Source organism: Mesorhizobium sp. P3_B5, assembly GCF_056402815.1.
Map to the genome: position 1 here is coordinate 1 of NZ_JBFUGR010000020.1, position 24,719 is coordinate 24,719.

22 protein-coding genes are annotated in these 24,719 nt (G+C 59.6%); 9 read left to right on the plus strand and 13 right to left on the minus strand.

Going from position 1 to position 24,719, the window contains the following annotated elements; translation table 11 throughout:
• The first annotated feature begins 3 nt into the window (after positions 1 to 3).
• Positions 4 to 699 carry a corrinoid protein gene (locus AC1DVW_RS27715; RefSeq protein ID WP_477327422.1) on the plus strand — a complete coding sequence of 232 codons (696 nt, stop codon included), beginning with the start codon at positions 4 to 6 and terminating at the stop codon, positions 697 to 699.
• Here the strand turns inward: AC1DVW_RS27715 and AC1DVW_RS27720 are convergent.
• From AC1DVW_RS27720 to AC1DVW_RS27730, 3 genes are read right to left on the minus strand one after another with little or no spacing between them, the layout of a single operon-like run.
• Positions 694 to 2,679 carry an oxidoreductase gene (locus AC1DVW_RS27720; protein ID WP_477327346.1) on the minus strand — a complete coding sequence of 662 codons (1,986 nt, stop codon included), beginning with the start codon at positions 2,677 to 2,679 and terminating at the stop codon, positions 694 to 696. The two genes, AC1DVW_RS27715 and AC1DVW_RS27720, sit on opposite strands and share 6 nt — an antisense overlap.
• A gap of 43 nt (positions 2,680 to 2,722) precedes the next feature.
• Positions 2,723 to 3,517: a pyrroline-5-carboxylate reductase family protein gene (locus AC1DVW_RS27725; protein WP_477327348.1), complete on the minus strand. Its 795-nt coding sequence runs from the start codon at positions 3,515 to 3,517 to the stop codon at positions 2,723 to 2,725.
• Positions 3,518 to 3,532: 15 nt separating this feature from the next.
• Positions 3,533 to 4,162, minus strand: coding sequence for a TetR/AcrR family transcriptional regulator (locus tag AC1DVW_RS27730; protein ID WP_477327424.1), 630 nt, complete (start codon positions 4,160 to 4,162; stop codon positions 3,533 to 3,535).
• 148 nt (positions 4,163 to 4,310) lie between these two features.
• Between AC1DVW_RS27730 and AC1DVW_RS27735 the strand changes: the two genes are divergently transcribed.
• Together AC1DVW_RS27735 and AC1DVW_RS27740 are read left to right on the plus strand one after the other, a co-directional pair.
• Positions 4,311 to 6,347: an oxidoreductase gene (locus AC1DVW_RS27735; protein ID WP_477327350.1), complete on the plus strand. Its 2,037-nt coding sequence runs from the start codon at positions 4,311 to 4,313 to the stop codon at positions 6,345 to 6,347.
• Positions 6,348 to 6,392: 45 nt separating this feature from the next.
• Entirely contained in the window at positions 6,393 to 6,995 is a 603-nt protein-coding gene (locus AC1DVW_RS27740; RefSeq protein ID WP_477327352.1) for a dimethylsulfoniopropionate lyase, read from the plus strand.
• A gap of 118 nt (positions 6,996 to 7,113) precedes the next feature.
• On the opposite strand, the gene AC1DVW_RS27745 is transcribed toward AC1DVW_RS27740, so the two are convergent.
• Positions 7,114 to 8,175, minus strand: coding sequence for an FAD-binding oxidoreductase (locus AC1DVW_RS27745; RefSeq protein ID WP_477327426.1), 1,062 nt, complete (start codon positions 8,173 to 8,175; stop codon positions 7,114 to 7,116).
• 4 nt (positions 8,176 to 8,179) lie between these two features.
• Positions 8,180 to 9,418 carry an aromatic ring-hydroxylating oxygenase subunit alpha gene (locus tag AC1DVW_RS27750; protein WP_477327354.1) on the minus strand — a complete coding sequence of 413 codons (1,239 nt, stop codon included), beginning with the start codon at positions 9,416 to 9,418 and terminating at the stop codon, positions 8,180 to 8,182.
• Between the two features lie 157 nt (positions 9,419 to 9,575).
• Between AC1DVW_RS27750 and AC1DVW_RS27755 the strand changes: the two genes are divergently transcribed.
• Positions 9,576 to 10,454, plus strand: a complete 879-nt coding sequence (locus AC1DVW_RS27755; protein ID WP_477327356.1) for a LysR family transcriptional regulator — start codon at positions 9,576 to 9,578, stop codon at positions 10,452 to 10,454.
• 174 nt (positions 10,455 to 10,628) lie between these two features.
• Here AC1DVW_RS27755 and AC1DVW_RS27760 read toward each other — a convergent pair whose 3' ends face one another.
• Positions 10,629 to 11,540: a LysR substrate-binding domain-containing protein gene (locus tag AC1DVW_RS27760; protein WP_477327358.1), complete on the minus strand. Its 912-nt coding sequence runs from the start codon at positions 11,538 to 11,540 to the stop codon at positions 10,629 to 10,631.
• Between the two features lie 394 nt (positions 11,541 to 11,934).
• Between AC1DVW_RS27760 and AC1DVW_RS27765 the strand changes: the two genes are divergently transcribed.
• Genes AC1DVW_RS27765 through AC1DVW_RS27775 form a run of 3 tightly spaced genes read left to right on the plus strand, consistent with a single transcriptional unit; the run spans position 11,935 to position 15,664 of the window.
• Positions 11,935 to 13,485 carry a trimethylamine methyltransferase family protein gene (locus tag AC1DVW_RS27765; protein WP_477327360.1) on the plus strand — a complete coding sequence of 517 codons (1,551 nt, stop codon included), beginning with the start codon at positions 11,935 to 11,937 and terminating at the stop codon, positions 13,483 to 13,485.
• Positions 13,486 to 13,493: 8 nt separating this feature from the next.
• Positions 13,494 to 14,603 (plus strand): mandelate racemase/muconate lactonizing enzyme family protein, encoded by a 1,110-nt coding sequence (locus AC1DVW_RS27770; protein WP_477327428.1) that lies wholly within the window; start codon positions 13,494 to 13,496, stop codon positions 14,601 to 14,603.
• The gene (locus AC1DVW_RS27775; protein WP_477327362.1) at positions 14,603 to 15,664 is read left to right on the plus strand and encodes a GlxA family transcriptional regulator; all 1,062 of its coding nucleotides are present in this window, start codon (positions 14,603 to 14,605) and stop codon (positions 15,662 to 15,664) included. The genes AC1DVW_RS27770 and AC1DVW_RS27775 overlap by 1 nt, the downstream gene beginning before the upstream one ends.
• A 118-nt stretch (positions 15,665 to 15,782) precedes the next feature.
• Here AC1DVW_RS27775 and AC1DVW_RS27780 read toward each other — a convergent pair whose 3' ends face one another.
• From AC1DVW_RS27780 to AC1DVW_RS27810, 7 genes are all read right to left on the minus strand, one after another.
• A complete protein-coding gene (locus tag AC1DVW_RS27780; protein WP_477327364.1) occupies positions 15,783 to 16,916 on the minus strand; it encodes a mandelate racemase/muconate lactonizing enzyme family protein in 1,134 nt (377 codons plus the stop codon).
• Between the two features lie 11 nt (positions 16,917 to 16,927).
• Positions 16,928 to 18,052, minus strand: coding sequence for an alcohol dehydrogenase family protein (locus AC1DVW_RS27785; protein ID WP_477327366.1), 1,125 nt, complete (start codon positions 18,050 to 18,052; stop codon positions 16,928 to 16,930).
• Between the two features lie 67 nt (positions 18,053 to 18,119).
• A complete protein-coding gene (locus AC1DVW_RS27790) occupies positions 18,120 to 18,857 on the minus strand; it encodes an SDR family NAD(P)-dependent oxidoreductase (RefSeq protein ID WP_477327368.1) in 738 nt (245 codons plus the stop codon).
• Positions 18,854 to 19,588 carry an SDR family NAD(P)-dependent oxidoreductase gene (locus AC1DVW_RS27795; protein WP_477327370.1) on the minus strand — a complete coding sequence of 245 codons (735 nt, stop codon included), beginning with the start codon at positions 19,586 to 19,588 and terminating at the stop codon, positions 18,854 to 18,856. Before AC1DVW_RS27795 ends, AC1DVW_RS27790 begins: the two co-directional genes overlap by 4 nt.
• 326 nt (positions 19,589 to 19,914) lie before the next feature.
• Positions 19,915 to 20,901, minus strand: a complete 987-nt coding sequence (proX, locus tag AC1DVW_RS27800) for a glycine betaine/L-proline ABC transporter substrate-binding protein ProX (RefSeq protein ID WP_477327372.1) — start codon at positions 20,899 to 20,901, stop codon at positions 19,915 to 19,917.
• Positions 20,902 to 20,938: 37 nt separating this feature from the next.
• A complete protein-coding gene (locus AC1DVW_RS27805) occupies positions 20,939 to 21,880 on the minus strand; it encodes an ABC transporter permease (RefSeq protein ID WP_477327374.1) in 942 nt (313 codons plus the stop codon).
• Entirely contained in the window at positions 21,880 to 22,968 is a 1,089-nt protein-coding gene (locus tag AC1DVW_RS27810; RefSeq protein ID WP_477327376.1) for a quaternary amine ABC transporter ATP-binding protein, read from the minus strand. The genes AC1DVW_RS27805 and AC1DVW_RS27810 overlap by 1 nt, the downstream gene beginning before the upstream one ends.
• Before the next feature lie 126 nt (positions 22,969 to 23,094).
• Between AC1DVW_RS27810 and AC1DVW_RS27815 the strand changes: the two genes are divergently transcribed.
• Both AC1DVW_RS27815 and AC1DVW_RS27820 read left to right on the plus strand, forming a co-directional pair.
• The gene (locus tag AC1DVW_RS27815) at positions 23,095 to 23,802 is read left to right on the plus strand and encodes a GntR family transcriptional regulator (protein WP_477327378.1); all 708 of its coding nucleotides are present in this window, start codon (positions 23,095 to 23,097) and stop codon (positions 23,800 to 23,802) included.
• A 10-nt stretch (positions 23,803 to 23,812) separates the two neighbouring features.
• On the plus strand, positions 23,813 to 24,718 hold the full coding sequence (locus AC1DVW_RS27820) for a dihydrodipicolinate synthase family protein (protein WP_477327380.1): 906 nt from the start codon (positions 23,813 to 23,815) through the stop codon (positions 24,716 to 24,718).
• The last annotated feature ends 1 nt before the right edge of the window (position 24,719 follow it).

Sequence of the window (24,719 nt, forward strand, 5' to 3'; positions counted from 1 at the left end):
AAAATGGCCGACGACGAGATCATCCTTTCCGAGCTTTCCGACGACGAGTTGGTGCAGCAGATGCACGACGACCTCTATGACGGGTTGAAGGAAGAGATCGAGGAAGGCACCAACATCCTGCTCGAGCGCGGCTGGGTGCCTTACAAGGTGCTGACCGAGGCGCTGGTCGAAGGCATGCGCATCGTCGGCGAGGATTTTCGCGACGGCATCCTGTTTGTTCCCGAAGTGCTGCTGTCGGCCAACGCGATGAAGGCCGGCATGTTCATCCTGCGCCCGCTGCTCGCCGCCACCGGCGCGCCCAAGCAGGGCAAGATGGTGATCGGCACCGTCAAGGGCGACATCCACGACATCGGCAAGAACCTCGTCGGCATGATGATGGAGGGCGCCGGCTTCGACGTCATCGATCTTGGCATCAACAATGCGGTCGAGAAATACATGGCAGCGATTGAAGAGCATCAGCCCGACATCATCGGCATGTCGGCGCTGCTGACCACGACTATGCCCTACATGAAGGTCGTCATCGACACGATGAAGGAAAAGGGCATTCGCGACGACTATGTCGTGCTGGTTGGCGGCGCGCCGCTCAACGAGGAATTCGGCAAGGCCGTCGGCGCCGATGCCTATTGCCGCGACGCGGCGGTGGCGGTCGAGACTGCCAAGGACTTCATGAAGCGCAAGCACAACGTCCGCGCTTCATAGCCCCAAGGCAATCTTCCGTCCTTCATGGAAGGCATAGGGCGCCTGGCGCGGCGCGACGCCGTCGCCGACCTCCATGAAAGGCTGGGATGTATTTTCCAACTCTTTCGCCAGCCAATTCGCTGCCACATTGGTGGTTGCGAGAACAAGGCAATCGCCCGGCACAAAGGTCTCGTCACGGGTGTTGTGGTCGACGACGGTCGCGCCGTCCCCGTGCCACTCCAGCACGCTGACATCCACCAGCCATTTGACGCCAAGCTGACGCAATGTCCGCCGCAGCGGGAAATCGGCAGCCGTGCGCTGCAGTTCCTTGCCGACCAGCGGGTCGGGCGTGAGAATGGTGACTTGGTGGCCATCCTCGGCAAGTTTCCAGGCTGTGCCGCCGCCGCGCCAACCGCCGCCCTCGTCGAGCAAAAGCACATGCTTACCCGGCCGCGCAACGCGGGCCATAACGGATTCGATCGAGAAGACATTGCCCCTTTCGATGCCGGGCAGGCTCGGCATTGCCGGCAGAGCCTTCTGAAACCCGGTTTCAGGAGACACGGACCCCGTGGCAAGGATGACGGTATCAGCTTGGAATGAGGCGATTTCCGAAGCTTCGACATAGGTGTTCAGTCGTACGTCGACGTTCAGTTTGCCGAGCTGGCGCTCATACCACCCAAGGAGGTCGAGGATTTGGCCGCGTCGCGGTTGCAGTCCGGCAAGCAGAAAGTTCCCGCCCAATCTGCTGGAGGCTTCGGCCAGCACCACGTCGTGGCCCCGCTCGGCGGCAACCCGAGCCGTCTCGAGGCCGGCGGGGCCGCCGCCGATGACAAGCACCCGTTTCTTGATGGCGGCTGCCGTGAACCGGTCACCACCCCATTCAAACTCGCGCCCTGCCGAGGGATTGATAAGGCAGCTGATCCAGTAGTCGCGTGAACGACGGCCCCAGCACATCTGGTTGCACGATATGCATCCGCGCACATCTTCCGGCCGGTCTGCCGCGGCCTTGCGGGCCAGATGCGGATCTGCGATCTGGCCCCGGACTATCGAGACCAGGTCTGCAGCCTTCTCGCCGAGTACGGTTTCGGCGTTTTCAGGCGTCCTGATATGGCTCTCAGCTACCACGAGGGCCGTCTTGACCTCGCCCTTGAGGGTCGCCGCAAGATCGACGCCAAGCTTCTCCGGATAGAGAAAGGTCGGCATTATCTTGTAGAAATCGAGGTAGCTGCCGGTTCCGCAGGTCACGTAGTCGATCAGCCCCTGCTCATCATGCAGCCGAATGATCTCCGCCAGTTCCTGGCGACTGAGCGCGACAGTGTAATCCGGCTCATCGCTGACCGAGAGCCCAACGATAAAATCTCGGCCGCAAGTTTCGCGGATGCGGGTCAGAATCTCGCGAGAGATCCGCGTGCGGTTTTCGAGCGAGCCTCCCCACTGGTCTTCGCGTTGGTTTGTCCAGGGCGTCCAGAATTGATCGATCAGTCCGACATAGGCAGCCCAGATTTCGACACCGTCGAAACCGGCTTCCCGGCAGCGGCGCGCGGCCTGAACAAAGCCGTCGATGGTCACCCAGATCTCATCCTGGGACATGGCGTGGGAACCGTCGCTGTCATGGTAGCTTGGAAGCCCCGAGGGCGACCAATGCGCATGAAATGAGTTGTCCGAATCGCCGTGCGCACCGACGTGGTAGAGCTGCTGGATGGCGATCGCCCCGTGGTCCTTGATCGCCCGCGTGACCTGCTGGAAATGAGGAATGACGCTATCATCGCCAGGCCGGAAATTGCCGCGTGTCAGCACGGCGGCCTGATGGACGGGCATGGGTTCGACAACAATCATGCCGGCCCCGCCGATTGCTCGTTCGGCATAGTAGGCAACGTGCCGTTCGGTCGGCACGCCATTTTCGGCCATGTTGGCGGTATGAGCCCCGAACACGATCCGGTTTCGCAGGGTGCGGCTGCCCAGCTTTACCGGCGAGAACAGATGCGGAAAGAGTTTTGACATTTATCTCACCAGCGGTCGGAGGGAGGCGCGGCTTATGCGGCAGTCAGGTGGCTTGTCCCATAGTCACGGATTTCCGAAGCGCTGCGGCAAGGCCGTCCGCCACGGCCGAGTCAAACCCGGCTGCGCGCATGGCTTCGATTGCTGCCGCAGTGGTGCCGCGGTAGTCGAGGAAAGCCTGGACGATGTCTTTGGGATTGTCTGCGCGGGCCTCGAGGAGTTTTCCGGTTCCAACAAGCACCGCGCTGACGCCCCGCCGGGCAATATCCGGGTTCATTCCTCGGCTGACCGCATCGTCGATCATCGCCGCCGCCAAAAGCACCGGAAACGCCGGGCCGGAGCCGGTGAGGCCGGTCATGTAGTCGATGTCTGCTTCGGTTTTGACTTCATCTGAAGCACCACAGGCTTCCAGAATCCGGCGAACGACGTTGCGATCATCCGCCGTGACGCCCCGAGAACCGATCCAGGGCGTGTAGGAGTTGCGCACCTCTGCCGCCGCGTTCGGAAGCGTGCGGACGACGCGGTCGGTCTTGAGACGTTTAGCCAATTGATCGAGAGGGATCCCGGCCATGACCGACATCACGAGCTTGCCGGACGCAGCAATTTCGATGGCAGGCCAATCCTGGGGCCGGACCGAGACGATGATGACGTCAGATCGATCCACCAGTTCCTGGTTGTCCCGGGTCCAAATAGCGTCTGGCAGAAAGCCCGGTTGCCCGCTTCTGTAAGAGAGTGTGAGGTGCTCAGGGGACACTATTTGTGCATCGACAATGGCCTCGGCGAAGGCGCGTCCAAGCCAGCCACCTCCACCAATTATCCCGATGCTCATGGGTTTGCTCATTGTCGCAACTCTTCCTCAGTCCGCCAAATAGTCATGTCTGGCGAAGAACCGATCCAGTTCGCGCTGCTGCGGGGCCTCGCCTGTAAAAATCTCCACGTAGCCGGGAATGCGCTTCATGCGGGCCGTGAGATCTTCCCTGGTCTGCATTGAGATGTAGCCGATCTGCACGAGGTAGACGGTGCGCGCTCGAACATCGGCCAAGCTTTCCTTGTAGCCGAAGCGGACGAACATCTGGCTCATGGCGTCGAGACGCGTCTGGTCGGCTTTCTGGACCTCCGCCAGAATGTCAGGGGATTGAATCGCCCAGCTTCTGACTGCGAACTCGAACTGGGCATCGAACAAGGACTTGTCGAGCCAGCAGTCGAAAACGTTCAGCATCGCCTCGGCTACCGTCTCGGCATAGGCCTCGGCCTGCTTGACGAGGTTGCCGGTGTTCTTGTCCCGCCAACGCGTCACGAGGCCAGCCAACAGTTCCTCTCTGTCTTTGAAGAACCAATAGAAGCTGGTGCGCGACAGGCCCAGCTTCTTGGCCAATGGCGAAATTCTCACCGTGTCGACGCCGGATTCCAGAAGCAGGTCGTAGGCTGCCTCAAGCCATCCCTCCGGCGATCCACGCCATCCGCTATCGTTCGAAATCTGCTCCATGAGCGGCCAGCCTAACAAAAGGTCAAACTGAAAACCAGCAAAATGTACACCTGTGTCGACTCTGTCGACCCTGCCGAAGCTAAACTTGACATATGTGTACATTTCCGGTTAGCGTTCGCGCTTGTCCTCCCAGCCCGGAGCCGGTCAGATGTCGAGCGATCCTCTTCTGCAACCTTACAAACTCAAGCATTTGACGCTGCGCAATCGCATCATCGTGACCTCCCACGAGCCGGCTTATCCGGAGGACGGGATGCCGAAGGGGCGCTATCTCGCTTACACGGTGGAGCGGGCGAAAGGCGGTGTGGCGATGACGATGACGGCCGGGTCCGCGGCCGTCTCGAAGGACAGTCCCCCGGTCTTCAACAACCTGCTCGCCTACAAGGACGAGATCGTGCCGTGGATCAGGCAGATGACCGATGCGGTGCACGAAGAGGGCGCCGCCATCATGATCCAGCTAACCCATCTTGGACGGCGTACACGCTGGGACAAGGGCGACTGGCTTCCCGTCGTGGCGCCGTCCCATCATCGCGAAGCCTCACACCGCGCATTTCCCAAGAAAATTGAAGACTGGGATATCGAGCGCATCATCAAGGACTTCGCGGACGCCGCCGAGCGGATGAAGGCGGGCGGGATGGATGGTGTCGAGCTTGAGGCTTACGGCCACCTGCTCGAACAGTTCACGTCGCCTCTCACGAATGACCTTGACGGCCCTTATGGTGGTTCCCTCGATAATCGCATGCGCTTCTGCATGGACGTCTTGAAGGCGATCCGGTCACGGGTCGGCGAGGACTTCATCCTGGGCGTGCGCTATACGGCGGACGAATGTCTCCCCGGCGGCACTGGCAAGTCGGAGGGCATTGAGATCTCCAAACGCCTCAAGGAAAGCGGCCTTATCGATTACCTCAACGTGATCCGCGGCCACATCGACACCGATGCGGGCCTGACGGACGTCATTCCGATCCAGGGAATGGCGAATGCGCCGCACCTTGATTTTGCCGGCGAGATTCGTGCCGCGACCAACTTCCCAACCTTCCATGCAGCGAAAATACCGGATGTGGCGACTGCGCGCCACGCGATTGCATCGGGCAAGGTCGACATGATCGGCATGACGCGCGCTCACATGACCGACCCCCATATCGTGCGCAAGATCATCGAAAAACGCGAAGACGAAATCAGGCCTTGCGTGGGCGCCAACTATTGCCTTGACCGCATCTATCAGGGCGGGGCGGCATACTGCATTCACAACGCCGCGACCGGTCGCGAACTGACCATGCCGCACATCGTCCCCAAGGCCGAGACCCGCAAGAAAATTGTCATCGTCGGCGCAGGTCCGGCCGGCCTCGAGGCCGGCCGCGTGGCGGGCGAGCGAGGACACGAGGTCGTGGTCTTCGAGGCTGCCAGCAACCCTGGCGGACAGATCCGCCTGACAGCGCTGAGCCCGCGCCGCAAGGAGATGATGAGCATCATCGACTGGCGCATTGCCCAGTGCGAAAAATACGGAGTGACCATCAAGTTCAACGCCTGGGCGGAAGCCGAAACCATCGAGGCGGAAAATCCGGATGTCGTCATCGTTGCGACGGGCGGGGTGGCGCACACCGACGTCCTTTCCAAGGGCAACGAGTTGGTGGTGTCTTCATGGGACATCATCTCCGGAGACGTAAAGCCGGGTAGCAATGTCCTGATCTTCGACGACGCCGGCGACCATGCGGCACTCCAGGCCGCGGAATTCATCGCGGGTGGGGGAGCGAAGGTCGAGATCATGACGCCGGACCGGTCCTTCTCCCCCGAGGTCATGGCTATGAACCTGGTGCCTTACATGCGGGCCCTGCAAAAGCTCGATGTGACCTTCACGGTCACCTATCGGCTCGAGTCTGTTGAAAAGAACGGCAATCAGCTCATTGCAAACGTCGGCAGCGACTACGGCGGAATATCCAAGCAGCGCGTCGTGGACCAGGTTGTCGTCAATCACGGCACCATCCCGCTCGATGACATCTATTTCGAACTGAAACCGAAATCGACCAATCACGGCGAGATTTCGCAAGATGAGCTCATCGCCGGACAACCGCAGTCGGTGGTGCGGAATCCGCAGGGCCAGTTCCAACTCTTTCGCATCGGAGACGCCGTTTCAGCTCGCAACACCCACGCCGCGATCTACGACGCACTGCGACTGGCGAAAGATATCTAACGTCCAGCAACGGACGATAGCGTCCGCTCACACAAGGGCTGCGAGATGAACAGAGGTGAGGCCCTGCAATATTTTGTAGACACCGCGTTCGTGGCCTTCGACCAGTTCGCACACGACCTGCGATCGCGCAGATCGATCATCCAACTCTTCGCCCAATCGGAGGTTCCCGGGCTGGAAAGGACTACGGCCGGGAGCCGTTTGCCGGTCTGCTCTTATCTTGGCTCGGCGTTGGCAGAAGAAGCGATCCCGTCCACACTCGGCAACTTGATCGAACGCTTCAAGGCGATCGAGCCGCTGCTCGAATGGCGGCCGAAATCAAATCCCGCCCAGTCTGCCAGCAGCAATTTCAGCGACGGTCACGCCAACGCCATGATCCTTGGCCCGGGTGGCATCGAGGACAGAAACGATCTGTGGCTCGGCGTCACTTTGATGGCTCCTCATGTCCGGTATCCCGACCACGATCATCCGCCGAAAGAAACCTACCTCGTGCTCTCGCATGGCGAGTTCAAACAGGATGACAAGGATTGGTTTTCGCCCGGCATCGGTGGATCATTCTACAATCCGCCAGGCATCAAGCACGCGATGAGATCGCTGGAGTCGCCGCTTTTCGCTTTCTGGGCGCTGCTGGTGGAACAGACCCATCATTGAACGACTTTCCAGCAGCTCTATGGAACTGTTCATCGACGCCTTAGCGCCATCCATCTTCGATTGATCGCGGAGCGCCGCGCATCGAAGATGCACCGGACCGAGGATCGATCGAATGCTTCTATGCGGCGACTGTCACACGACCGATCGGGCGAGAGCAGCAGGCAAGGACATAGCCATCGGCGATGTCCTCATCCGTGATGCCGCCATTGTGCACCATGTGCACCTGCCCTTCGGTCTTGAGGACCTTGCAGGTTCCGCAGATTCCCATCGAGCATCCTGAAGGGATCACCAGACCCGCAGCGCGCGCTGCTGCAAGAAGGGTATCAGTCTCGGAGCACTTCGCTGTGACACCAGACGAGGCGAAGATGATCTCAGCCTGCTTCTCTTCGTTCGGCACCACGTCGTCTGGAACGTCCTCCGCCCGCTCAGGCTCTGCCGCGAAGCTTTCCTGATGGTAGCGACTCATGTCGTAGCCGAGACCGGCGAGCGCCTCGCGCACGGCCCGCATGAAGGGCTCAGGCCCGCAGCAGAACACCTCGCGATCGAGATAATCCTGCGCCATCAGGCCCAGCATGATCTGGTTGAACATCCCCCGATAGCCGGTCCAGGACCGGAAGGGATCGGCCTCTTCAACGACCCATTTCAGATCGATGCCAATGATGCGCGATGCCATGAGTTCCATCCTGTCGCGCAGGATGATGTCTGACGGGCGGCGCGCGCAGTTGATGAAAACGATGTCGGGCTCTCGGCCAGAATCATAAAGCCAGGTGGTCATCGCGACCATCGGCGTGATGCCGGAACCGGCCGAGATGAAGAGGTATTTCCCGGCCGGGTGATGGACGATCGAGAACTTCCCTGCAGGCCCAAAGGCCCTGATGCGCATGCCTTTGCGCAAATTGTCGAGCATCCACCTGGTGCCGATTGACCCGTCCTGTGCCTTGACAGTGATCGTCAGGGCGGTCGGCCGCGAAGGCGAAGACGAGATCGTATAGGTGCGATAGAGCGGCCCGCCAGGAGCGGGCAGTTCCAGCGTGACGAACTGTCCCGGTTCGTGACTGAACAGCGCGCCAGACGGGCTCTGAAAGCTGAAGGTCACGACATTCGGCGCTTCTGGAGTACTGGTAACGCATTCCAAGTCTTCTGCGTCGGTCCAGAAGGTGAGTTTTTTGGATGCGCTCATCGGGTCATTCCGCTGCAACTTGAAGGGGCGCAAGAGCGCGCTCGATCCAGGCCGCATACCAGTCGACAAACTGTGTCACGCCGCTTTCCTGCCCAGGCGAATAGGGGCCAGGGAGATAGGCGGGGGAGAAGATTCCCAGCTGGTTGTTTTCAACAATCTCTCGGTCTTCGTCATTGGTAGCGATCCACACCTCGGTCAGGCGCTTGAGGTCGTAGTCGACACCTTCGACCGCGTCCTTGTGCGCAAGCCAGGTGGTGGTGACTTCGGTTTCAGTGGCGCTGATCGGCAACACCCGGAAGGTGAGGGAGTGGTCCGGCAGGAAGTGGTTCCATGTAGAGGGATAATGGAACATGAGGAGCGAGCCGGCGTCGGGCGGCGCAACCCGGCCAAGGTTCTTGGCGACTGCCGCCTTGCCGTCCATCGTATAGCTCAGGGCCTTTTCCTGAAGGGGCATACGCGCCAGGCGGTATTGCCCCTCTCCGGCTAGTTGGAACTGCGCCGGCGCACCGGCGGCCGAGCAACGGTCGAAATGCGCCTGGAGCTTGGCCGACACCCTCCCATCAGCCTGAACGCCAGCGACTTCGGGATCGAGCGGGAAGGACCGGCACAGCGCCGGATGATTACTGCTGCAGTGATAGCATTCGCGGTTGTTCTCCCACACCAGCTTCCAATTGGCCTTTTCGATGATCGTGGACGTGAACGCGACCTTGGAATCGTTAAGATCATGGATTTCGAGATAAGGTCGGGCCAAGCGGGCGAACGCATCGAAATCAGGCGGCGTATCGGACAGGCAAATATAAATCAGGCCGTCGAAATTGAGAAGATTGACGGGCTTCAAACCATGTTTTGAGGCATTGAAATCCGGGCCCATGTTATTTGCCCAGAGCAGCTTGCCATCGAGTTCATAGGTCCACTGGTGATAGGGGCAAACGAGCTTGGCGACCTGGCCTTCGCGCGCCTTGCAGATCAGCGACCCGCGATGACGGCAGGAATTGTGAAAGGCGCGGATTTCGCCATCGCGGCCTCGAACGACGATCACCTCGTAGGCACCCACGCGCATCGTTACATAGCTACCAGCTTTGGCAAGCTGGCACGCCGGGGCCGCGTAGAGCCATTCCTGGTAGAAGATGTGTTCGAGGTCGAGCTGGTAAATCGTCGGCGATGTGTAGAAAGGCTGCTCAAGGGCATAGCCCGAGACGCGGCGCGTCAGCAACTCTTGGATGGTCGGGGAGGCGGCGTTCATGCGGAAATTCCATAGATTGCAGGCTTATTTGGAATGAAATTTTCTGGCTTGAACGCCTTTTGCGCAACAGCAGTAATTTTCAGCACGAGTTAGTTCAGCTAATGTCTTCCACGCCGCCAGCTCCCATGAGCCAACAAGCGGTTCCGAAGGGGTTTTGATGCCAAGGCCGTACGATCTCTCCTCGGTGACCGCACTCATCTGCTTCGAGGCGGCCGCCCGAAATGCAAGTTTCAAGAAGGCCGCTCAAGAATTGAACGTGACACCCGCGGCCATCAGCCACCAAATCAAGGCGCTTGAGGGTGACTTGGGATGCAGCCTGTTCCTGCGCAGGAGCCGCGGTGTCGAATTGACCGAAAAAGGGGCGTTCTTGTTCATTGCGGTGCAGCGCGGGCTTGAGACGATTTCCGACGCCGTTGCTCACATGCGCGATCGCCCCGAAACCGCTGACGTGACGATCCGGACCACGACGGCCGTCAGTTCGCTGTGGCTGACACCGAAGATTTCAGCCTTCTGGAAAAGCCATCCCAACATCACTGTCTCGCAGATCGTCAGCGACGTGCCTGGAGCAGCCATTCGCTGCGATCTAAGTATTCAATACGGGGATGCGCAGCAGAATTCCGAGGAGTGCCACAAACTCTTTCACGATCGTATCGTCGCCTTGGGAACTCCAAAATTCGCCGCCGAGCATGGCATTGGCCGAGTTGAGGATCTGCTCAAGGCACCTTTGATTCATATGAACAACGAGGAAACCGACTGGGAGAACTGGCCTGATTGGTTTCAAGCGCTTGGACACACCATCCCAAAGGGCCGCAGGTTTTCAGTCAACAACTACATGATTGCCCTCCAAGCCGCTCAGGATGATATCGGGGCGGTATTGGGGTGGGATGGATTGGTCAAAAGTCTGATGGATCAGGGACGGCTGGTCACACTTGTCCCCGACAGTATTCCATCGCCCAGAGCATTTTATCTGAAAATCCATCCCAGGGCAGGTTCGAAAGCCCGACTTTTTGCCAGCTGGCTCGCCAAAAGCTCTTGAGGGCTGCTCTCTTGCTCGCGGACTTCGTAGGAATTCGGCGTCTTGAGGCTCAATCACAGGAAATGTAACCGCTGACCCGCAGCCTTCAACGCGGATGGAAGACCCTGTCGGTGGGAAGTTGGCAACAGGATCGCCGTCAAATCTACACGAGGAGCGCTTCGCGGCGCAGGAACTCTAGCTGTCTCGTTCCTGCACTGCGATTTCTCGTATCCAACCTCGCAGGATTTCAGCAGCGGGTGAAAGCGTGCGCTTATCGTTCCAGGTGAGATAGTAGCTGCCTGGCGCCGGGAGTTCGAGCTCGGTCAGCCTGACCAGTTTGCCTTCCTCGATCTGTGATGTCACGAGGCGATGCCAGCCCACGGCAACCCCTTGGTCGGCCTGAGCCGCCTGCATGGCTACAAGGAATTTTCCGAACCGGCGACCGCGGGTCGGGCCGTGGGGCACGGCCGCACGTCGCAAGACTTCGTCCCAGCCCGCCCAGTTCGGATCAACCCAGTCAACATGCAGCAAAGGAAGATCCGGCAGGGATGCTGCCGTCGCGTCTCGATGCACTTTGGCAAACTCCACCCCGCAGACCGGATAGATGGTTTCGCTGAAAAGAAGCTCGGCGTTCTCGTCAGGCCAGGAGCCGAATCCGTATCGGATGCGCAACTCCACCTCGGCCCTCCGGTAATCTCGCGGATTGTCAGAGATCAGATGATCGACTGCGATCTCGCTGAAGCGTGTCCAGAAATCGGGCATTCGCGGTATCAGCCACATTGTCGCAAAGGCGTCAGAACAGGCGAGCGTGACGTTCTTTGACCGATCGCCGCGCTTGACTGTGCGGACAATTTCGGCTGCGCGCGAAAAGCCGCTCGCAAGAACGCCGTAAAGGTCCTCGCCGGCGCTCGTCAGGATCACCCCTGAGCCCAACCTCACAAACAGCTGGACGCCAAGTTCGTCCTCGACCGCCTTGACCTGCCTGCTGACCGCCCCCGGAGTCACATTCAGCTCTGCCGCCGCCAGCTTGAACGACAGGTGCCTGGCGGAAGCTTCGAAGACGGCGAGAGCTGTCAGGGAGGGCAGGTCATAATATCGGCGAACCATCCTGGGCTCCAAGCATTCCAAAACCGAGCGGCGCAGCGACTTCGTCAAGGCGTGCGCGAGACGTCGTGATCTCTACCATGCATACACCAGATCGCATCTGGCTAAAGCTGGTGCTGTCGGGACTGCAGGCACTTTCACGCGCACCATGAGGACCTCGCAACTCGGCCAAGGTCTTCGACTTCTGCCGGCCCGCATGGGAAAGGCTTTCAGTGATTTTCGTTGCGTTTCCAACAAGGACGCTGGCTGCATCAATGATGGGCGAGGAGCCCAAGCCACGGGCCTCCGCATATAAGTCAACACGCGCGTGAGACTTTTGCAGTAGGTCAAATCGGCGGGTTGCAGCAATAGTCGCACGCGGCCCGGCTGCGGCTCGCATGTTCTTTTGGAGGCCCGCATGACCATTGAAGCGCAAATCTCCCGAAGGGGAGGACGCGATGCGCGCCGGATTATTCGGACCGCGCCCAAGGTGGAGATGCTGCCGACACTCAAGCGCGGGCTACCTGTAATCGAGCCCATGGATGCAGAGCAGGTTGAACGTGTTCACGAAGCGTCGCTGGCGATCCTGGAAGAGGTCGGGGTGGTTTTCCGCGACCCGATCGCGCTTGAGGACTGGAAGAGAGTAGGCGCCGACGTTCGCGGTGAGCGAGTCTATCTGGATCGCGCGTTGGTGATGGATCTGATCAAAACCATCCCCCCAGATATTGAGTATTTCGCTCGCAACCCGGCGAAAAACGTCCAGCTGGGCGGCCCGAATTCGATCTTCGTGCCGATGACCGGCGCGCCATACATGCGCGATCTTGACGACGTGCGTCGCGGCCCGACCATTGCGGACCTGGGGACCTTCCACAAGTTGGCGCACATGATGCCGGCGCTGCACTCATCGGCGCACCATATCGTCGAGCCGATGGATATCGTCGTGGCGCACCGACATCTGCACATCACCTACTCGTCGATGAAGCATTCCGACAAGATCTTCATGGGCATGACCACCTCGCCCAAGAACGCCGAGGACGTGCTCGACATGTGCGAGATTCTCTTTGGCAAAGGCTTCATGGAAACGCACGCGGTCACGACCGGAAACTGCAACGGCAATTCTCCGCTCGTGTGGGACCAGGTGATGCTCGGCGCCATGCGAGCGTTCTGCAGGCGCAACCAGCCGGTGCTGTGCTCGCCGTTCGTGTTGGGCGGCGCGAACACGCCCGCGTCGACGGCGGCTGCGGTGGCGCAGCTCAATGCCGAGGCGCTGTCCGCACTCGCCTATACGCAAGTGATCCGCAAAGGCTGCCCGGCCATCTACGGGCACTACCTGTCGACGGTCTCCATGCAGTCCGGCGCGCCCATGGCTGGAACACCCGAGATTTCGTTGATGAACTTCATGATCGGTCAGATGGCGCGACGCTACAACGTCCCCTGGCGCACATCGAACCTGCTTGGTGGCGCCAAGATTTTCGACGCTCAAGCCGGCTACGAAAGCGCCATGACAATGATGGCAGTGTTGATGTCAGGGGCGAACTACATCTGGCACTCGGCGGGCTGGAACGAAGCCGGGATGCATTGTTCCATCGCCAAGTTCGTCGTCGATGCCGAGGTTTGTGCCATGGGCTATCGCATGACCCAAGGCATCCACTGGGATGATTTCGACGAGGCCTTGGCCGCCATCCGTGACGTTGGACCCGGTGGCCACTATCTCGGCCATCCGCATACCCAGGCCAACTTCGAACGCGCGTTTTTCATACCAAAGCTGTTCGACAACAATTCGATCGAGCAGTGGAAGGTCGACGGCTCCAAGGACATAAAGCAAAGGGCGCTCGACCACGCAAAACATCTTTTGGGAGAATACCAGGAGCCCACGCTGGACCAGGCCAAAGATGAAGAACTGCGCGCTTATATCGATCGACGTTCGCGCGAGATCCCGGCTGTCGATGCGCTCAACGAAGATCATTGAGCGACACCATGCGCATCAACAGAATCAATGTCTACACGGTGCAGCTTCCCACCAAGGGTGGCGCCTACAAGATGGCGAGCACCGAAGTCCAATCACTAGACAGCACCCTTGTCGAGGTTGTGACGGATGACGGCATCACCGGATGGGGCGAAACCTGCCCCGTCGGGCCAGTCTATCAACCCCATCACGCACTGGGCGCTCGGGCGGCGATAGCGGAGATTGCGCCTGGCCTGATTGGAGAGTCGACCCAGTCGCCTCGTCATCTTGCCAAGCGGATGGATGAGAGACTGAATGGGCACAACTATGCCAAGGCGGCGCTTGATATAGCGTTCCTGGACCTCATCGGCCAGCGTCTTGGGGTGCCCGTGTCGACGCTGCTCGGCGGAGCACTCACAGACCGCGTGCCGTCCTACTACTCCCTGATTGTGGGCTCTCCGGACGAAACCGCGCGCATCGCGGCCGACAAGGTCAAGGCGGGCTACCCGCGTATCCAGATCAAGATTGGCGGTCGCAACCTGGAAAAGGATGCGGCGACCGTGCATAAGGTCTGGGAAGCTGTGGGCCTCAAGGCAAGCATAGTGGTGGACGGCAATCGTGGCATGTCCGTTGCGTCTGCGCTGCAATTGGATCGGCTTTGTCAAAACATCCCATGTGTGTTCGAGCAGCCCTGCAACAGCATGGAAGAGAACGCCACTCTCCGGGGCAGGTTTACCCATCCCATCTATCTGGACGAGAACACCGAGGACCTGAATGCAGTATTGCGGGCCATCTCATCCGGCATCGCCGATGGTTTTGGCTTCAAAGTCACACGGCTGGGCGGACTAACCAAAATGATGACCGCCCGCGACATGTGTTCGATCCGGTCGCTGCCGCACACCTGCGACGACGCTTGGGGCGGCGACATTATCGCAGCCGCCTGCGTTCATCTTGCTTCTACGGTCGAGCCACGTCGCTTTGAAGGTGCCTGGATCGCGCAAGAATACATCGATGGGCACTACGACAATGCGAACCCTGTCGTCATAGAAAATGGTCATATCGCCGTGCCACAGGGAGCAGGCCTGGGTGTCAAGCCCGAGGCCGGCATCTTTGGCGTCCCGGTAGCGAGCTATGGCTCCTGATGAACGCTCCGGCCCGCGTCCCCGAAGTCAGCAGCCCCGTCCACCTTGACGCTGCGTTTCAGGTGTCGGGCAAGCCGCATGACATTGCCGTGCTTGTGTTGCCTGGATTTTCGCATCTGGCGCTTCACGCCTATATTGAGCCCTTCCGCATAGCCAATACGGTTTCGCGGCTTCCTCTTTTCCGCTGGCGGATTGCGGGGGTCGACGGCCAAGCGGTTGTGGGCGCCAACGGGATCTCGATACCGGTGGACGTGACACTCGAGGAGTTGACAGCGGACGGGTCCCACAGTTGCAGGCTGAACCAACTCGTCGTCGTGGCAGGCGAACCGGTCGAAAAGCAGATGACGGCTCTGTTGCACTCGTTCCTGCGGCTAATGGCGCGGCGAGGGGTATCGATATCGGCGATCGGCACGGCAACGTGGCTGCTCGCTCAGACGGGGCTTCTTGGAGATACCCGGTGCACTATTCATTGGTCGCGGCTCGCGGCTTTCTCAGAGGTTTTTCATAAGCCACGCATCCGTGACTCCCTGTTCGTCAGGGATGGTCAATATTCAACGTGCGGTGGTGAATTGGCGGCGTTCGACCTCGCGGTAGATCTCATTGCAGGTCACGCGGGCGCCTTCATCGCCCAAGAAGTGTGCCGTCATGCGACGGTGGAAGGCCAGCGCTCCGGTTCGAACCGGCAGACTGGTCCTTCAGGCCTGGCGTTTGCAGGAGTCAGCGACAAGCTGGCGATGGCGATGGGCATCATGGAAGAGAATGTGGAAGTTCCGCTGTCGATGGGCGACGTTTCAGATCGGGTTGGGATTTCCCGCCGGCAGCTTGAACGCCTGTTCTCAATCCACGTAGGTCAACCACCGGCTCGTCACTACCTCGGGATCAGGGTCGACCACGCCAAGCGCCTGATCGAAGGCACGCGAATGCCCATCATCGACATTGCTGTTGCCTCCGGGTTTCTGTCGGCGTCGCATTTTGCCAAATGCTTCCGCATCATCAATGGCTTTTCGCCGCAACAGTGCCGGACGATGGTACCGGCATGGGTCGGCCCAGGCTTGGGATAATTCAGTCTAGACCCTGATGATCAAACTCATCTGCATGAACCGCAGCGAAGGCGGCGGGGCGCCCCTTGGATAAGCAGAGGCACGCGCAAGGCAGCGCCGCGCGAGGCTGCTGATCAACCTAATCGCCCCAAGTCATAATAGGCTCGCCGAGAACAGCCTGATCCACTTCGATTCCGAGCCCGGGGAGATCCGGCGGGATGACCCCTCCGTCGCCAAAGTGAGCGTTGAACTTGGCTGTTTTTGCCGTAACCATATCGTCGCTTTTCAACACGCAGCGCAGAAGTCGCGTGGGTACGGTTGCGCCAAGGTGAACGATTGCAGCAAAGGCGATGGTAGAGCCAGCGGTTTCCTGAACACTCATGGTGAGGCCTGCGGCACGACAGATGTCGCGATGGCGCCGGCCATGTGTCAGGCCACCGGCTTTCGAGATCTTCAGGCCGATGCCATCGGCCAAATCGTTGGCTACGATGAAGGCAATATCTTCATCGAGCTGAGCGAGTTCGTCGAGCACGATGGGGTAGGGGCAGCGCTTACGGAGCGACATGGTTTCACGGATCGTCGCGCACGGAGCCTCCAGGACGAAGTCCATACCTTGCGGGAGTAACCGCAGCATCCTCAGGGCAGTTTCTGGAAGGAGGCCGCCATTGGCATCAACAATGAAAAACTCGCCTGGTTTCTTGTCGGCCAGACATGCTGCGATGCGTTCGGCATCGAGCGCCGGTCCTCCCTCGCTGTCCAAGGCTCCGATCTTGACCGAGTGTCCAAGATATCCCCTGGCACGGTGGTCGGCCGTGCGCCGACGCATCTCTTCCGGATGCCCGGCATAGATCGATGAAATCATCGGCAGGGGCTTTCCTGTCCCCCCTCCTAGAAGTTCGCAAACTGGCAGCCCGACCGATTTGCCAAAGATATCCCAGCACGCGACGTCGAGTGCCGTTTTGGCGTGGTTGTGACCGAGCAGAGCGAAATCCATCTCGTCATTGATACGGTCGACCTGGCGAGGATCGCGGCCCAGCAATGAAGGCGCGATCTCGGCAATCCCTGCTCTCGTGCCAAGAGCATGGGACGCAATATAGGTTGCACCGAATGGGGTGCTTTCGCCCCATCCCTCTATGCCGGTGTTCGTGGTCACGCGCACGATCGTCGCGTCGAAGCTGCGGTACTCTCGTCCACCCGAAAGGAGGTAGACGCCGCCAGAATAAGGGAGGTCGACTTGGAAGACGTCGATTTTCTGAATCTTGAGGTCGTGCATTTTCGCCGCTTTCACTCGGGTATGACGAGGACCAGCTTGCCGCTGATTTTCTTGGACAAGAAATCCTCCTGCGCCTGGACGATGTCTTCCAATGGATAGGTCTTGCCGATGTGCGACCTGATTTCACCACTTTCGACGTAGGACACGAGGTTTTCGAAGACTATGTCCTCCTGGAACGTACAGCCAAAGAAGCTCAGATCCTTGAGATAGAGCGTGCGCACATCAAGCTCGACAATTGGTCCAGCAATTGCGCCGGCGACGGCATAGCGTCCGCCACGCCTCAGTACATCCAAGAGCTGCGGAAACTGTGGGCCTGCCGCGACGTCGATGACAACGTCGACCGAATCCCTCCCTATGGCGTCGACGAGGTTCTCGCCACGCGACACCACGCTATCAGCACCGAGTTCGCGTACGGTGGCGGCCTTGCTTTGGCCTGCAACCGCGATGACGATGGCCCCACGCCGCTTTGCCAATTGGACCGCAGCGGATCCGACGCCGCCGGACGCGCCCGTAATGAGCACGGTCTCGCCGGCCCTCACGTCTGCCCGATGCAACATGCCTTCGGCGGTCGAATAGGCACAAGGCAGCGCAGCCAATTCGACGTCGCTCCAGTCACAGTCGACCTTGAACGTCTCACGTGATGGAGCCTTCGCGTATTGCGCGAATGCACCGTCGCATTCGGATCCAAATGTCCAGCATTCCCAAGGCCGATAGTCCACATAGGTTCGAAGCAAATTCCGTACGATCACCCGTTCGCCGATGCGCGCATCATCGACACCCTGTCCGACAGACACGATGTGGCCACAGCAATCAGCGCCTTGAATGCGAGGGAAGGACAACGCCATACCTGTCCAGCTCGCGTCGTCATCCTCCGACGACTCAAATCCGGAGGAACCCCCTTCGGACGTACCGCTTCTCACGCCTTTGGAATACCAGCCAATCCGGGTGTTGATATCGGTGTTGTTGATGCCAGCTGCAGCCACCTTTATGAGCACCTCGCCCGGTCCCGGCTGTGGAATCGAGAGGTCGGTCTTGAATTGCAGCTTCTCGAAGCCGCCATGTCCGGTCAGCACCACGCCGGACATCGTCGTTGGAATGCGGGTCGATGGGGACAATCTCGCTGCCTCAGTGTTCATGCTCGTCATCCTTATGGGGTAAAATCGGGAAGACGGCGGTCGGGTGCGCGATCCGCCGCCTGACTGGTCATTGTGGTAGGCTAAGCTTCGCCATTCGACCGCCGTCGATGGTCCAGACCTGACCTGTCACGAATGAAGATTCGTCCGATGCCAACCAGGCAACCAGACTTGCAACCTCTTCGGGCTTTCCGGTGCGTCCCACCGGATGAATTTTGCCGATATCCCGGCGGAACCCTGACGGATCGGGCATGCTTTCGATGAACTCAACATTCAGATCGGTGTCGATCCACCCTGGTGCTACGGCATTGCATCGCACACCTTCGGCACTGTGGTCGATCGCAACCGCGCGGGTCAGGCCGTGAATTCCAGCCTTGGAAGCGCAATAGGCTGCGTGTTTCGGGTTGGAGCCCAGCCCCTCGATCGAGCCAATATTGACGATCGTCCCGCCAACCGCTCGCAGATGCGGAAGTGCTGCCTTGATCATGGCAAATGGTGTTGTCAGATTTACCGCTATCGTCCGCTGCCAGTCCTCGAGGCTCATGTCCTCCACGAGCGCTTCTTGCATCATGCCGGCATTGTTTATCAAAACGTCGAGCCGTCCGGCACGGTCGGCTACCGACTGCACAGCGCCGGACGCGGCGGACGGGTCGGTGAAATCAACGGCTATCCCTTCGAACTCCTGGTCCTCGCCGCGTTGTGCCGTGAATACCCGCCCGCCCTCGTCTCGCAACCGGCGTGCAATGGCTAGACCAATACCGCTGCGACCGCCTGTGACGAGGGCGACTTTGCCTGCGAACCTGTTCATCCGACTGGCTTTCCACCATTGACCTCGACCAGCGAGCCGCACATGTAGCGAGCGGCGTCGGAGGCAAGAAACAGGACAACCGCGGCAATATCGTCCGGCTCGGCAATCCGGCCAATCGGAACGGTCTTTCCCAGCTCGGCAACGGCCGAGTCCGGGTCGAAGCCGCGTTTGATAAAGCCTGTTCGAAGCATCGGCGTGTTGACCTCGTTGGGGCATACGGCATTGACCCGAATGTTCTGATGGGCGTGGTCCATGCCCATGCACTGGGTCAACGAGGCAATTGCAGCCTTCGTCATGCAGTATACGGCGTGGTTGGGACCCGGCCGAACGCCCCAGCATGACGACACGTTGACGATTGCGCCGCCACCCCGATCGGCCATGATAGGGATGGCGCCCCGGCACACACGAAACGGAGCCTCTACATTCACGCCGAGCGACAAGGCCCAGTCGGCGTCAGTTGTGTTTGCTACCGAGCCCCGCGTGATCACGCCGGCGTTGTTGACCAAAATGTCCAGGCTGCCCAGTGCCGCAAGTGCGGCCGCCGACAAACTGTCCGCATAGTTTGCATCAAGCAGGTCGCCAGGCAGATGCGCCTCCGCGTCCACGCCCGCCACGTCGCGATCCGCGACGGCGACCCTGACACCTTCAGCTCGCAGCTGTTTGACGATCGCCGCCCCAATGCCGCCGGCGGCACCTGTCACTAGGGCGGTCTTTCCCCTGAAATAGCTCATCAGTCCCTTCCTGCTCACTTTCAATTTAGGGTTAGTCCTGGCTATCCGGCTGTTGCCGAAACTCGCTCGATAAAGGCCTTCGAACAATGCGACGTCGAAGTGATCGCCTCCAGAGCGATATCTTGATCCTCAGGCGATATGGGCCTGTATCGCTCGATCAACCGCCTTCAACTGCCAGGAAGGCATGCCAAGCCGGTCAACAGGCTTCGAATCGCTGGCCCGCGCTCGATGTGCTCTTCATCCGCCAAGGCGGCTATTGCGCTGCCGGGCGAGGGGCAAAAATAGGTTTGCGGGGCGCTGCTTGGGGCGCGCCCCGCTGTGGACAATCATTTCGCTGTTTCGCGGGCTGCTTTGAGCCAGCCGTCATACGCATCGCGGTGCGCCGCGATCCAAGTGTCCACATGTTTGTCGATGTCGGCGGAGTTCTTTTCCCCGTCAGCGATCAATTTGTTCTCAGCCGAGATGTCTTTGATGTCGATCTTCGCGAGTTCAAACAGCTTTGCCGCCGCCGGGTTTGCCTTGAGGAAATCGTTGCGAGCAACAATCCGCAGGCTGTCCACCGCGAAGCCCAGATTCTTGCCATCAAACACAGTGTTCGCTTTGGCGCCATCGGGCAGAGAGCTGTAAGGCACGCTCAGCCATTCCGCGTCCTTGCCTGGAACCAATGCGCCCGAGACCCAATAGGGCGTCCAGGTGTAGTAGAGGACAGGCTTACCGTTCTTGGCACGTGCGATCGTATCGGCGATGATCGCGTTGTATTCGCCCTGGTTGTGGGTGACCGTGTCCCGAAGCTTGTACTCGGTCAATTGATGCTCGATCACGCGTTCGCATCCCCAGCCGGGCACGCAGCCGGCGAGATCGGCCTTGCCGTCGCCGTCCTCGTCGAACATGGCAGCGATCTTGGGGTCTTTGAGATCGCCCAGGTTCTTGACCCCGGCGTCGTAGCTCTTCTTGTCGACCAGATAGCCCTGGAGGGCGCCTTCGACCAAGGTGCCCACTTTGCTTATCTTGTCCGGCCCGCCTGCTTCCTTGAAGAACGCTTCATGCAGCTCATTCCAGCTATCCGTGAAGAAATCCGCATCCCCGGTGCCAACGGCGAGATGCGCGGTCTGGGCGATGACCTCCTGCGGTTCGGCAACGGTATAGCCGAGGTCCTGGAGCGCGCGGAAGACGATCCGAGCCTGGAACATTTCCTCGATCGCGGGCTGTATCACCGGTCGTACGGTAACTCCTTCGCCTGGCTTGTCCTTGGCAAAGAGCGGACTTGCGGTAAGCGACAGGACGATCGCTGTAGTCACAGAAAAGAGTTTCATGCGCTTTCTCCCTTGTTAAACGTGAGATTGGTTCTCGTCAGGCATGCTTTTGGAACAGGTTGGCGATCAGTCCGACGGGCCCGCTCTGCCACCAGTGGCGATGGCCCCTTTCGCGCCTTGATTGATTCAGGCCTTGCGTGATGCGGTCGAGGACGATCGCCAGGATCACGATGCCAAGCCCGCCGACGATGGCCTTTCCGGCATCGAGTCGTCCCATTGCGCGCAGCACCTCGTTGCCAAGGCCGCGGACCGAGATCATCGACGCGATGACCACCATCGACAGCGACAGCATGATGGTCTGGTTGAGGCCCGCGAAAATGGTCGGCGTGGCCATCGGCAACTCGACCTTGAACATGATCTGTGACGGTGAGGCACCGAACGCGCGGGCCGCTTCGACGACGCTTGGATTCACTGTGCGGATGCCGAGCGAAGTGAGCCTTATCAACGGAGCTAGCGCGAAGATGACCGTGACCAGGACGCCCGAGACATTGCCAATTCCGATAAGCATGACGACGGGAACCAGGTAGACGAACGCTGGAATGGTCTGCATCGTGTCCAGGAGGGGCCGAAGGACTGCTTCGAAACGATCGCTCTTGCCGGCGAGGATTCCCAGAGGAAGCCCGATGATCACGCAGAGGATCACCGCACCCATCACAATGGCCAGCGTCGTCATCGCCAGTGACCATGCTTCTGGCGAGAGAAACCCGAGGACAGTCAGAGCGACTGTGACGTAGATGGCGGTCCGGCGGCCGGCGGCCTGCCAGGCGATCAATACGATGATGGCGAGCATGATGAGTGGCGGAGTTGCCAGAAATGCTCGTTCGATGCTTTGGATCACGCCGTCAAGGAAGATTTTGAAGGGCTGGATTGCTTCGCGGTTATCAATCGCCCACTGCTTTATGCCGTCGGAATGATCAGCGATTTTCAGATCGACGCTCTCGAACGGATTTAGCCAGTTGAAGGTCTTTTCGTCGGCCATCAATTGATCTCCCGTTTGGCCGGGCCGGCGTGGTCCCGGCCTTGAATGCCCCGCAGCAAAGCGTCCTTGGTCACGACACCGGCAACGACGTCGCCGTCTCGCACCAGGATGGGATGGGCGGTTCCGATAGACAGGTTTACCAATGTGTTGAGCTTGTCGTCGGGCCGGGCGACTGGCCAATTTGCGGTATCGGCCGAGCCGTTGGTCTGTCGGTACTGCTCAAGTGGCAGCATCACCTTGGCGGCGGTGACAAGATCGAGTTTGGAGATGCCGCCGACGAATTGCGCGACGTATTCGTCCACGGGGTTTGTGACGATCTCCTCCGGCGTCCCGATCTGCACCAGAACGCCGTCCTTCATAATGGCGATGCGGTCGCCGATGCGGATCGCCTCGGCCAGATCATGCGTAATGAACACGGTGGTCTTATGGAGTTCGGCGGAGAGCTCCATGAAGGTGCCCTGCAACTGGTGGCGGATAAGCGGATCGAGCGCGGAAAACGGTTCGTCCATCAGCAGGATCGACGGATTGGCCGCTATGGCGCGCGCCAGGCCTACGCGCTGTTGCATGCCACCGGACAGTTCGTCTGGGTATTTGAGGTCCCACCCCGTGAGCTCCACCGCCTCGATGGCCTGCCGGGCCACTTCACGGCGTTTGTCTTCAGCGACGCCTCTCACCTCGAGGGCGAACGCTACGTTGTCCCGGACGTTGCGGTGGGGCATCAAGGCCATGTTTTGGAAAACCATGCCGATGGTTTCGGCGCGGATCTGACGCAGTTCCTTTGCGCTCATGGCACTGACGTTTCGGCCCTCGATGTAAATCGCACCGTCGGTAGGCTCAATCAGTCGGTTGATGTGTCGGATCAAGGTCGACTTCCCTGACCCCGACAGCCCCATGATGCAGAATATTTCACCGCGGCCGACGCTGAAGGTAGCGTCACTGACCCCAACGACGCAGTCGAGCTTGTCGCGGATTTGAGCTTTGTTGAGCTCTCCAGCCCTGACAGCGCGGATCGCCTCCTTGGCCTTGGACCCGAATACCTTCCAGACGCCATCGCATCGAATGACGGGCTCTTCACCCTGGGTACCCATTGGCTGTTCCCTTGTGCCGTTTTTTTTCTTACAACACAAATTTTCTGAATAGACAATATGTATTATGACGCGCTACAAAGATTGTGATGTTAGATCGCAGGACGAAACCCCTTGTGAGGATCATCCATGCCCGGTGACGCTAAACGAAACAAAAGCAATTGCTTGGAGGATCTGCGCCGACGGATTCTGACGGAGAATCTGGAGCCAGGGAGCTACCTCGACGAGACCGAGATCGCCGAGTCGTATGGCATGTCCCGTCCTCCGGTACGCGAAATGCTGCGCCAACTTGCCGGAGAAGGCTACGTGGTCCTTCACGAGAATCGCGGCGCTCAGGTTGTCCCGATGAGCCACAAGACGCTAAGGAATTTTTTCATCGCGGCGCCGATGATCTATGCGGCAATCGGCCGGCTGGCCGCCCAAAATGCGACCCCGCCACAGATCATGCGGCTGAAGGACACGCAGCTTCTGTTTCGCGCCGCTATCCGGGATGGTGATACCGAGCAACGCGCCCTGACCAATGAGCGCTTCCACTCGATCATGGGCGAGATGGCGGACAACGAATTCCTGATGCCCAGCCTGAAGCGATTGCTCATTGATCATACGCGCATCGGGATGACGTTCTTCAGCCCGCGAAATGCCGACCTGGCCGCCCAACGGGCGACAGCCGTTCAACAGCACGATCAGTTCATTGAGCTTATCGACGCGGGAGATGCGGAAGGCTGTGCGGAGCTATCGATAGCGCACTGGGAGCTATCTCGCGCTCAGATCGAAAGCTTCGTCTCGCCGGCAAGTTTTTTCGTCCCACTAGGACGGGTGCCCGACAGAATTGGTTGAGGAGAATTTGATGAAATTCGAAGGGATATACACGCCCGTCATCACGCCACATCGTGAGGACGGTTCAATCGATCGCGATGCGTTCGCCAAAATTTTGGAGCACCTGATAGCATCAGGTGTGCAGGGCATCATCAGCGGCGGGTCGACCGGCGAATATTACGCGCAGTCGATGGACGAACGCGTCGAAATGGCGACGTTCGCCAAGGAAGTCATCGGCGATCGCGTATCTCTTACCATAGGCACAGTCGCCATCCGTCTGCAGGACTCGATCCTCATGGCCGAGACAGCGGCCAAGATTGGGGCTTCGGCCATACTCGTCGGATCGCCGCCCTATTCGGTGCCAACGGAGCGCGAAAACGCCCTCAACGCCTTGGCAATTGACCGGGCGGCGGACCTCCCGATCATGCTCTACAACTACCCGGGCCGCATGGGGATCAATATGGGCGAGGATTTCCTCGACCGCGTCGCCCGCAGCCGAAATTTCTGCGCCATCAAGGAGAGCTCCGGCGACATCAACCGGGTGCATCTGCTCGCCCGCGACTACCCGCACATCCAGATGTCCTGCGGAATGGACGACCAGGCCCTGGAGTTCTTTGCATGGGGAGCGCGCAGCTGGGTCTGCGGAGGCTCAAACTTCCTGCCGAAGGAACATCTCGCGCTTTACCGCGCATGCGCGGTCGAGGGCAATTTCGCCAAAGGGCGTCGGATCATGTCCGCCCTAATGCCTCTGATGCGCGTGCTGGAGCAGGGTGGGAAATTCATTCAATGCATCAAGCACGGCTGCGAAATGGGCGGGTTCCATGCCGGCCCCCCACGGCCACCGCTTAAGGGATTGAACAAGGACGATATGCGCCAACTGGAACAGGTCGTGCGGGTCCTGAAGCGCACGATTGCGGAAATTGAAGCGGAGGCATGAG

What these genes read in the sequence shown, in the direction of transcription:
- AC1DVW_RS27715 (WP_477327422.1), top strand. Translation starts at nt 4, where the DNA reads ATGGCCGACGACGAGATCATCCTTTCCGAGCTTTCCGACGACGAGTTG.
- AC1DVW_RS27720 (WP_477327346.1), bottom strand. Translation starts at nt 2,679, where the DNA reads ATGTCAAAACTCTTTCCGCATCTGTTCTCGCCGGTAAAGCTGGGCAGC.
- AC1DVW_RS27725 (WP_477327348.1), bottom strand. Translation starts at nt 3,517, where the DNA reads ATGAGCAAACCCATGAGCATCGGGATAATTGGTGGAGGTGGCTGGCTT.
- AC1DVW_RS27730 (WP_477327424.1), bottom strand. Translation starts at nt 4,162, where the DNA reads ATGGAGCAGATTTCGAACGATAGCGGATGGCGTGGATCGCCGGAGGGA.
- AC1DVW_RS27735 (WP_477327350.1), top strand. Translation starts at nt 4,311, where the DNA reads ATGTCGAGCGATCCTCTTCTGCAACCTTACAAACTCAAGCATTTGACG.
- AC1DVW_RS27740 (WP_477327352.1), top strand. Translation starts at nt 6,393, where the DNA reads ATGAACAGAGGTGAGGCCCTGCAATATTTTGTAGACACCGCGTTCGTG.
- AC1DVW_RS27745 (WP_477327426.1), bottom strand. Translation starts at nt 8,175, where the DNA reads ATGAGCGCATCCAAAAAACTCACCTTCTGGACCGACGCAGAAGACTTG.
- AC1DVW_RS27750 (WP_477327354.1), bottom strand. Translation starts at nt 9,418, where the DNA reads ATGAACGCCGCCTCCCCGACCATCCAAGAGTTGCTGACGCGCCGCGTC.
- AC1DVW_RS27755 (WP_477327356.1), top strand. Translation starts at nt 9,576, where the DNA reads ATGCCAAGGCCGTACGATCTCTCCTCGGTGACCGCACTCATCTGCTTC.
- AC1DVW_RS27760 (WP_477327358.1), bottom strand. Translation starts at nt 11,540, where the DNA reads ATGGTTCGCCGATATTATGACCTGCCCTCCCTGACAGCTCTCGCCGTC.
- AC1DVW_RS27765 (WP_477327360.1), top strand. Translation starts at nt 11,935, where the DNA reads ATGACCATTGAAGCGCAAATCTCCCGAAGGGGAGGACGCGATGCGCGC.
- AC1DVW_RS27770 (WP_477327428.1), top strand. Translation starts at nt 13,494, where the DNA reads ATGCGCATCAACAGAATCAATGTCTACACGGTGCAGCTTCCCACCAAG.
- AC1DVW_RS27775 (WP_477327362.1), top strand. Translation starts at nt 14,603, where the DNA reads ATGAACGCTCCGGCCCGCGTCCCCGAAGTCAGCAGCCCCGTCCACCTT.
- AC1DVW_RS27780 (WP_477327364.1), bottom strand. Translation starts at nt 16,916, where the DNA reads ATGCACGACCTCAAGATTCAGAAAATCGACGTCTTCCAAGTCGACCTC.
- AC1DVW_RS27785 (WP_477327366.1), bottom strand. Translation starts at nt 18,052, where the DNA reads ATGAACACTGAGGCAGCGAGATTGTCCCCATCGACCCGCATTCCAACG.
- AC1DVW_RS27790 (WP_477327368.1), bottom strand. Translation starts at nt 18,857, where the DNA reads ATGAACAGGTTCGCAGGCAAAGTCGCCCTCGTCACAGGCGGTCGCAGC.
- AC1DVW_RS27795 (WP_477327370.1), bottom strand. Translation starts at nt 19,588, where the DNA reads ATGAGCTATTTCAGGGGAAAGACCGCCCTAGTGACAGGTGCCGCCGGC.
- proX (WP_477327372.1), bottom strand. Translation starts at nt 20,901, where the DNA reads ATGAAACTCTTTTCTGTGACTACAGCGATCGTCCTGTCGCTTACCGCA.
- AC1DVW_RS27805 (WP_477327374.1), bottom strand. Translation starts at nt 21,880, where the DNA reads ATGGCCGACGAAAAGACCTTCAACTGGCTAAATCCGTTCGAGAGCGTC.
- AC1DVW_RS27810 (WP_477327376.1), bottom strand. Translation starts at nt 22,968, where the DNA reads ATGGGTACCCAGGGTGAAGAGCCCGTCATTCGATGCGATGGCGTCTGG.
- AC1DVW_RS27815 (WP_477327378.1), top strand. Translation starts at nt 23,095, where the DNA reads ATGCCCGGTGACGCTAAACGAAACAAAAGCAATTGCTTGGAGGATCTG.
- AC1DVW_RS27820 (WP_477327380.1), top strand. Translation starts at nt 23,813, where the DNA reads ATGAAATTCGAAGGGATATACACGCCCGTCATCACGCCACATCGTGAG.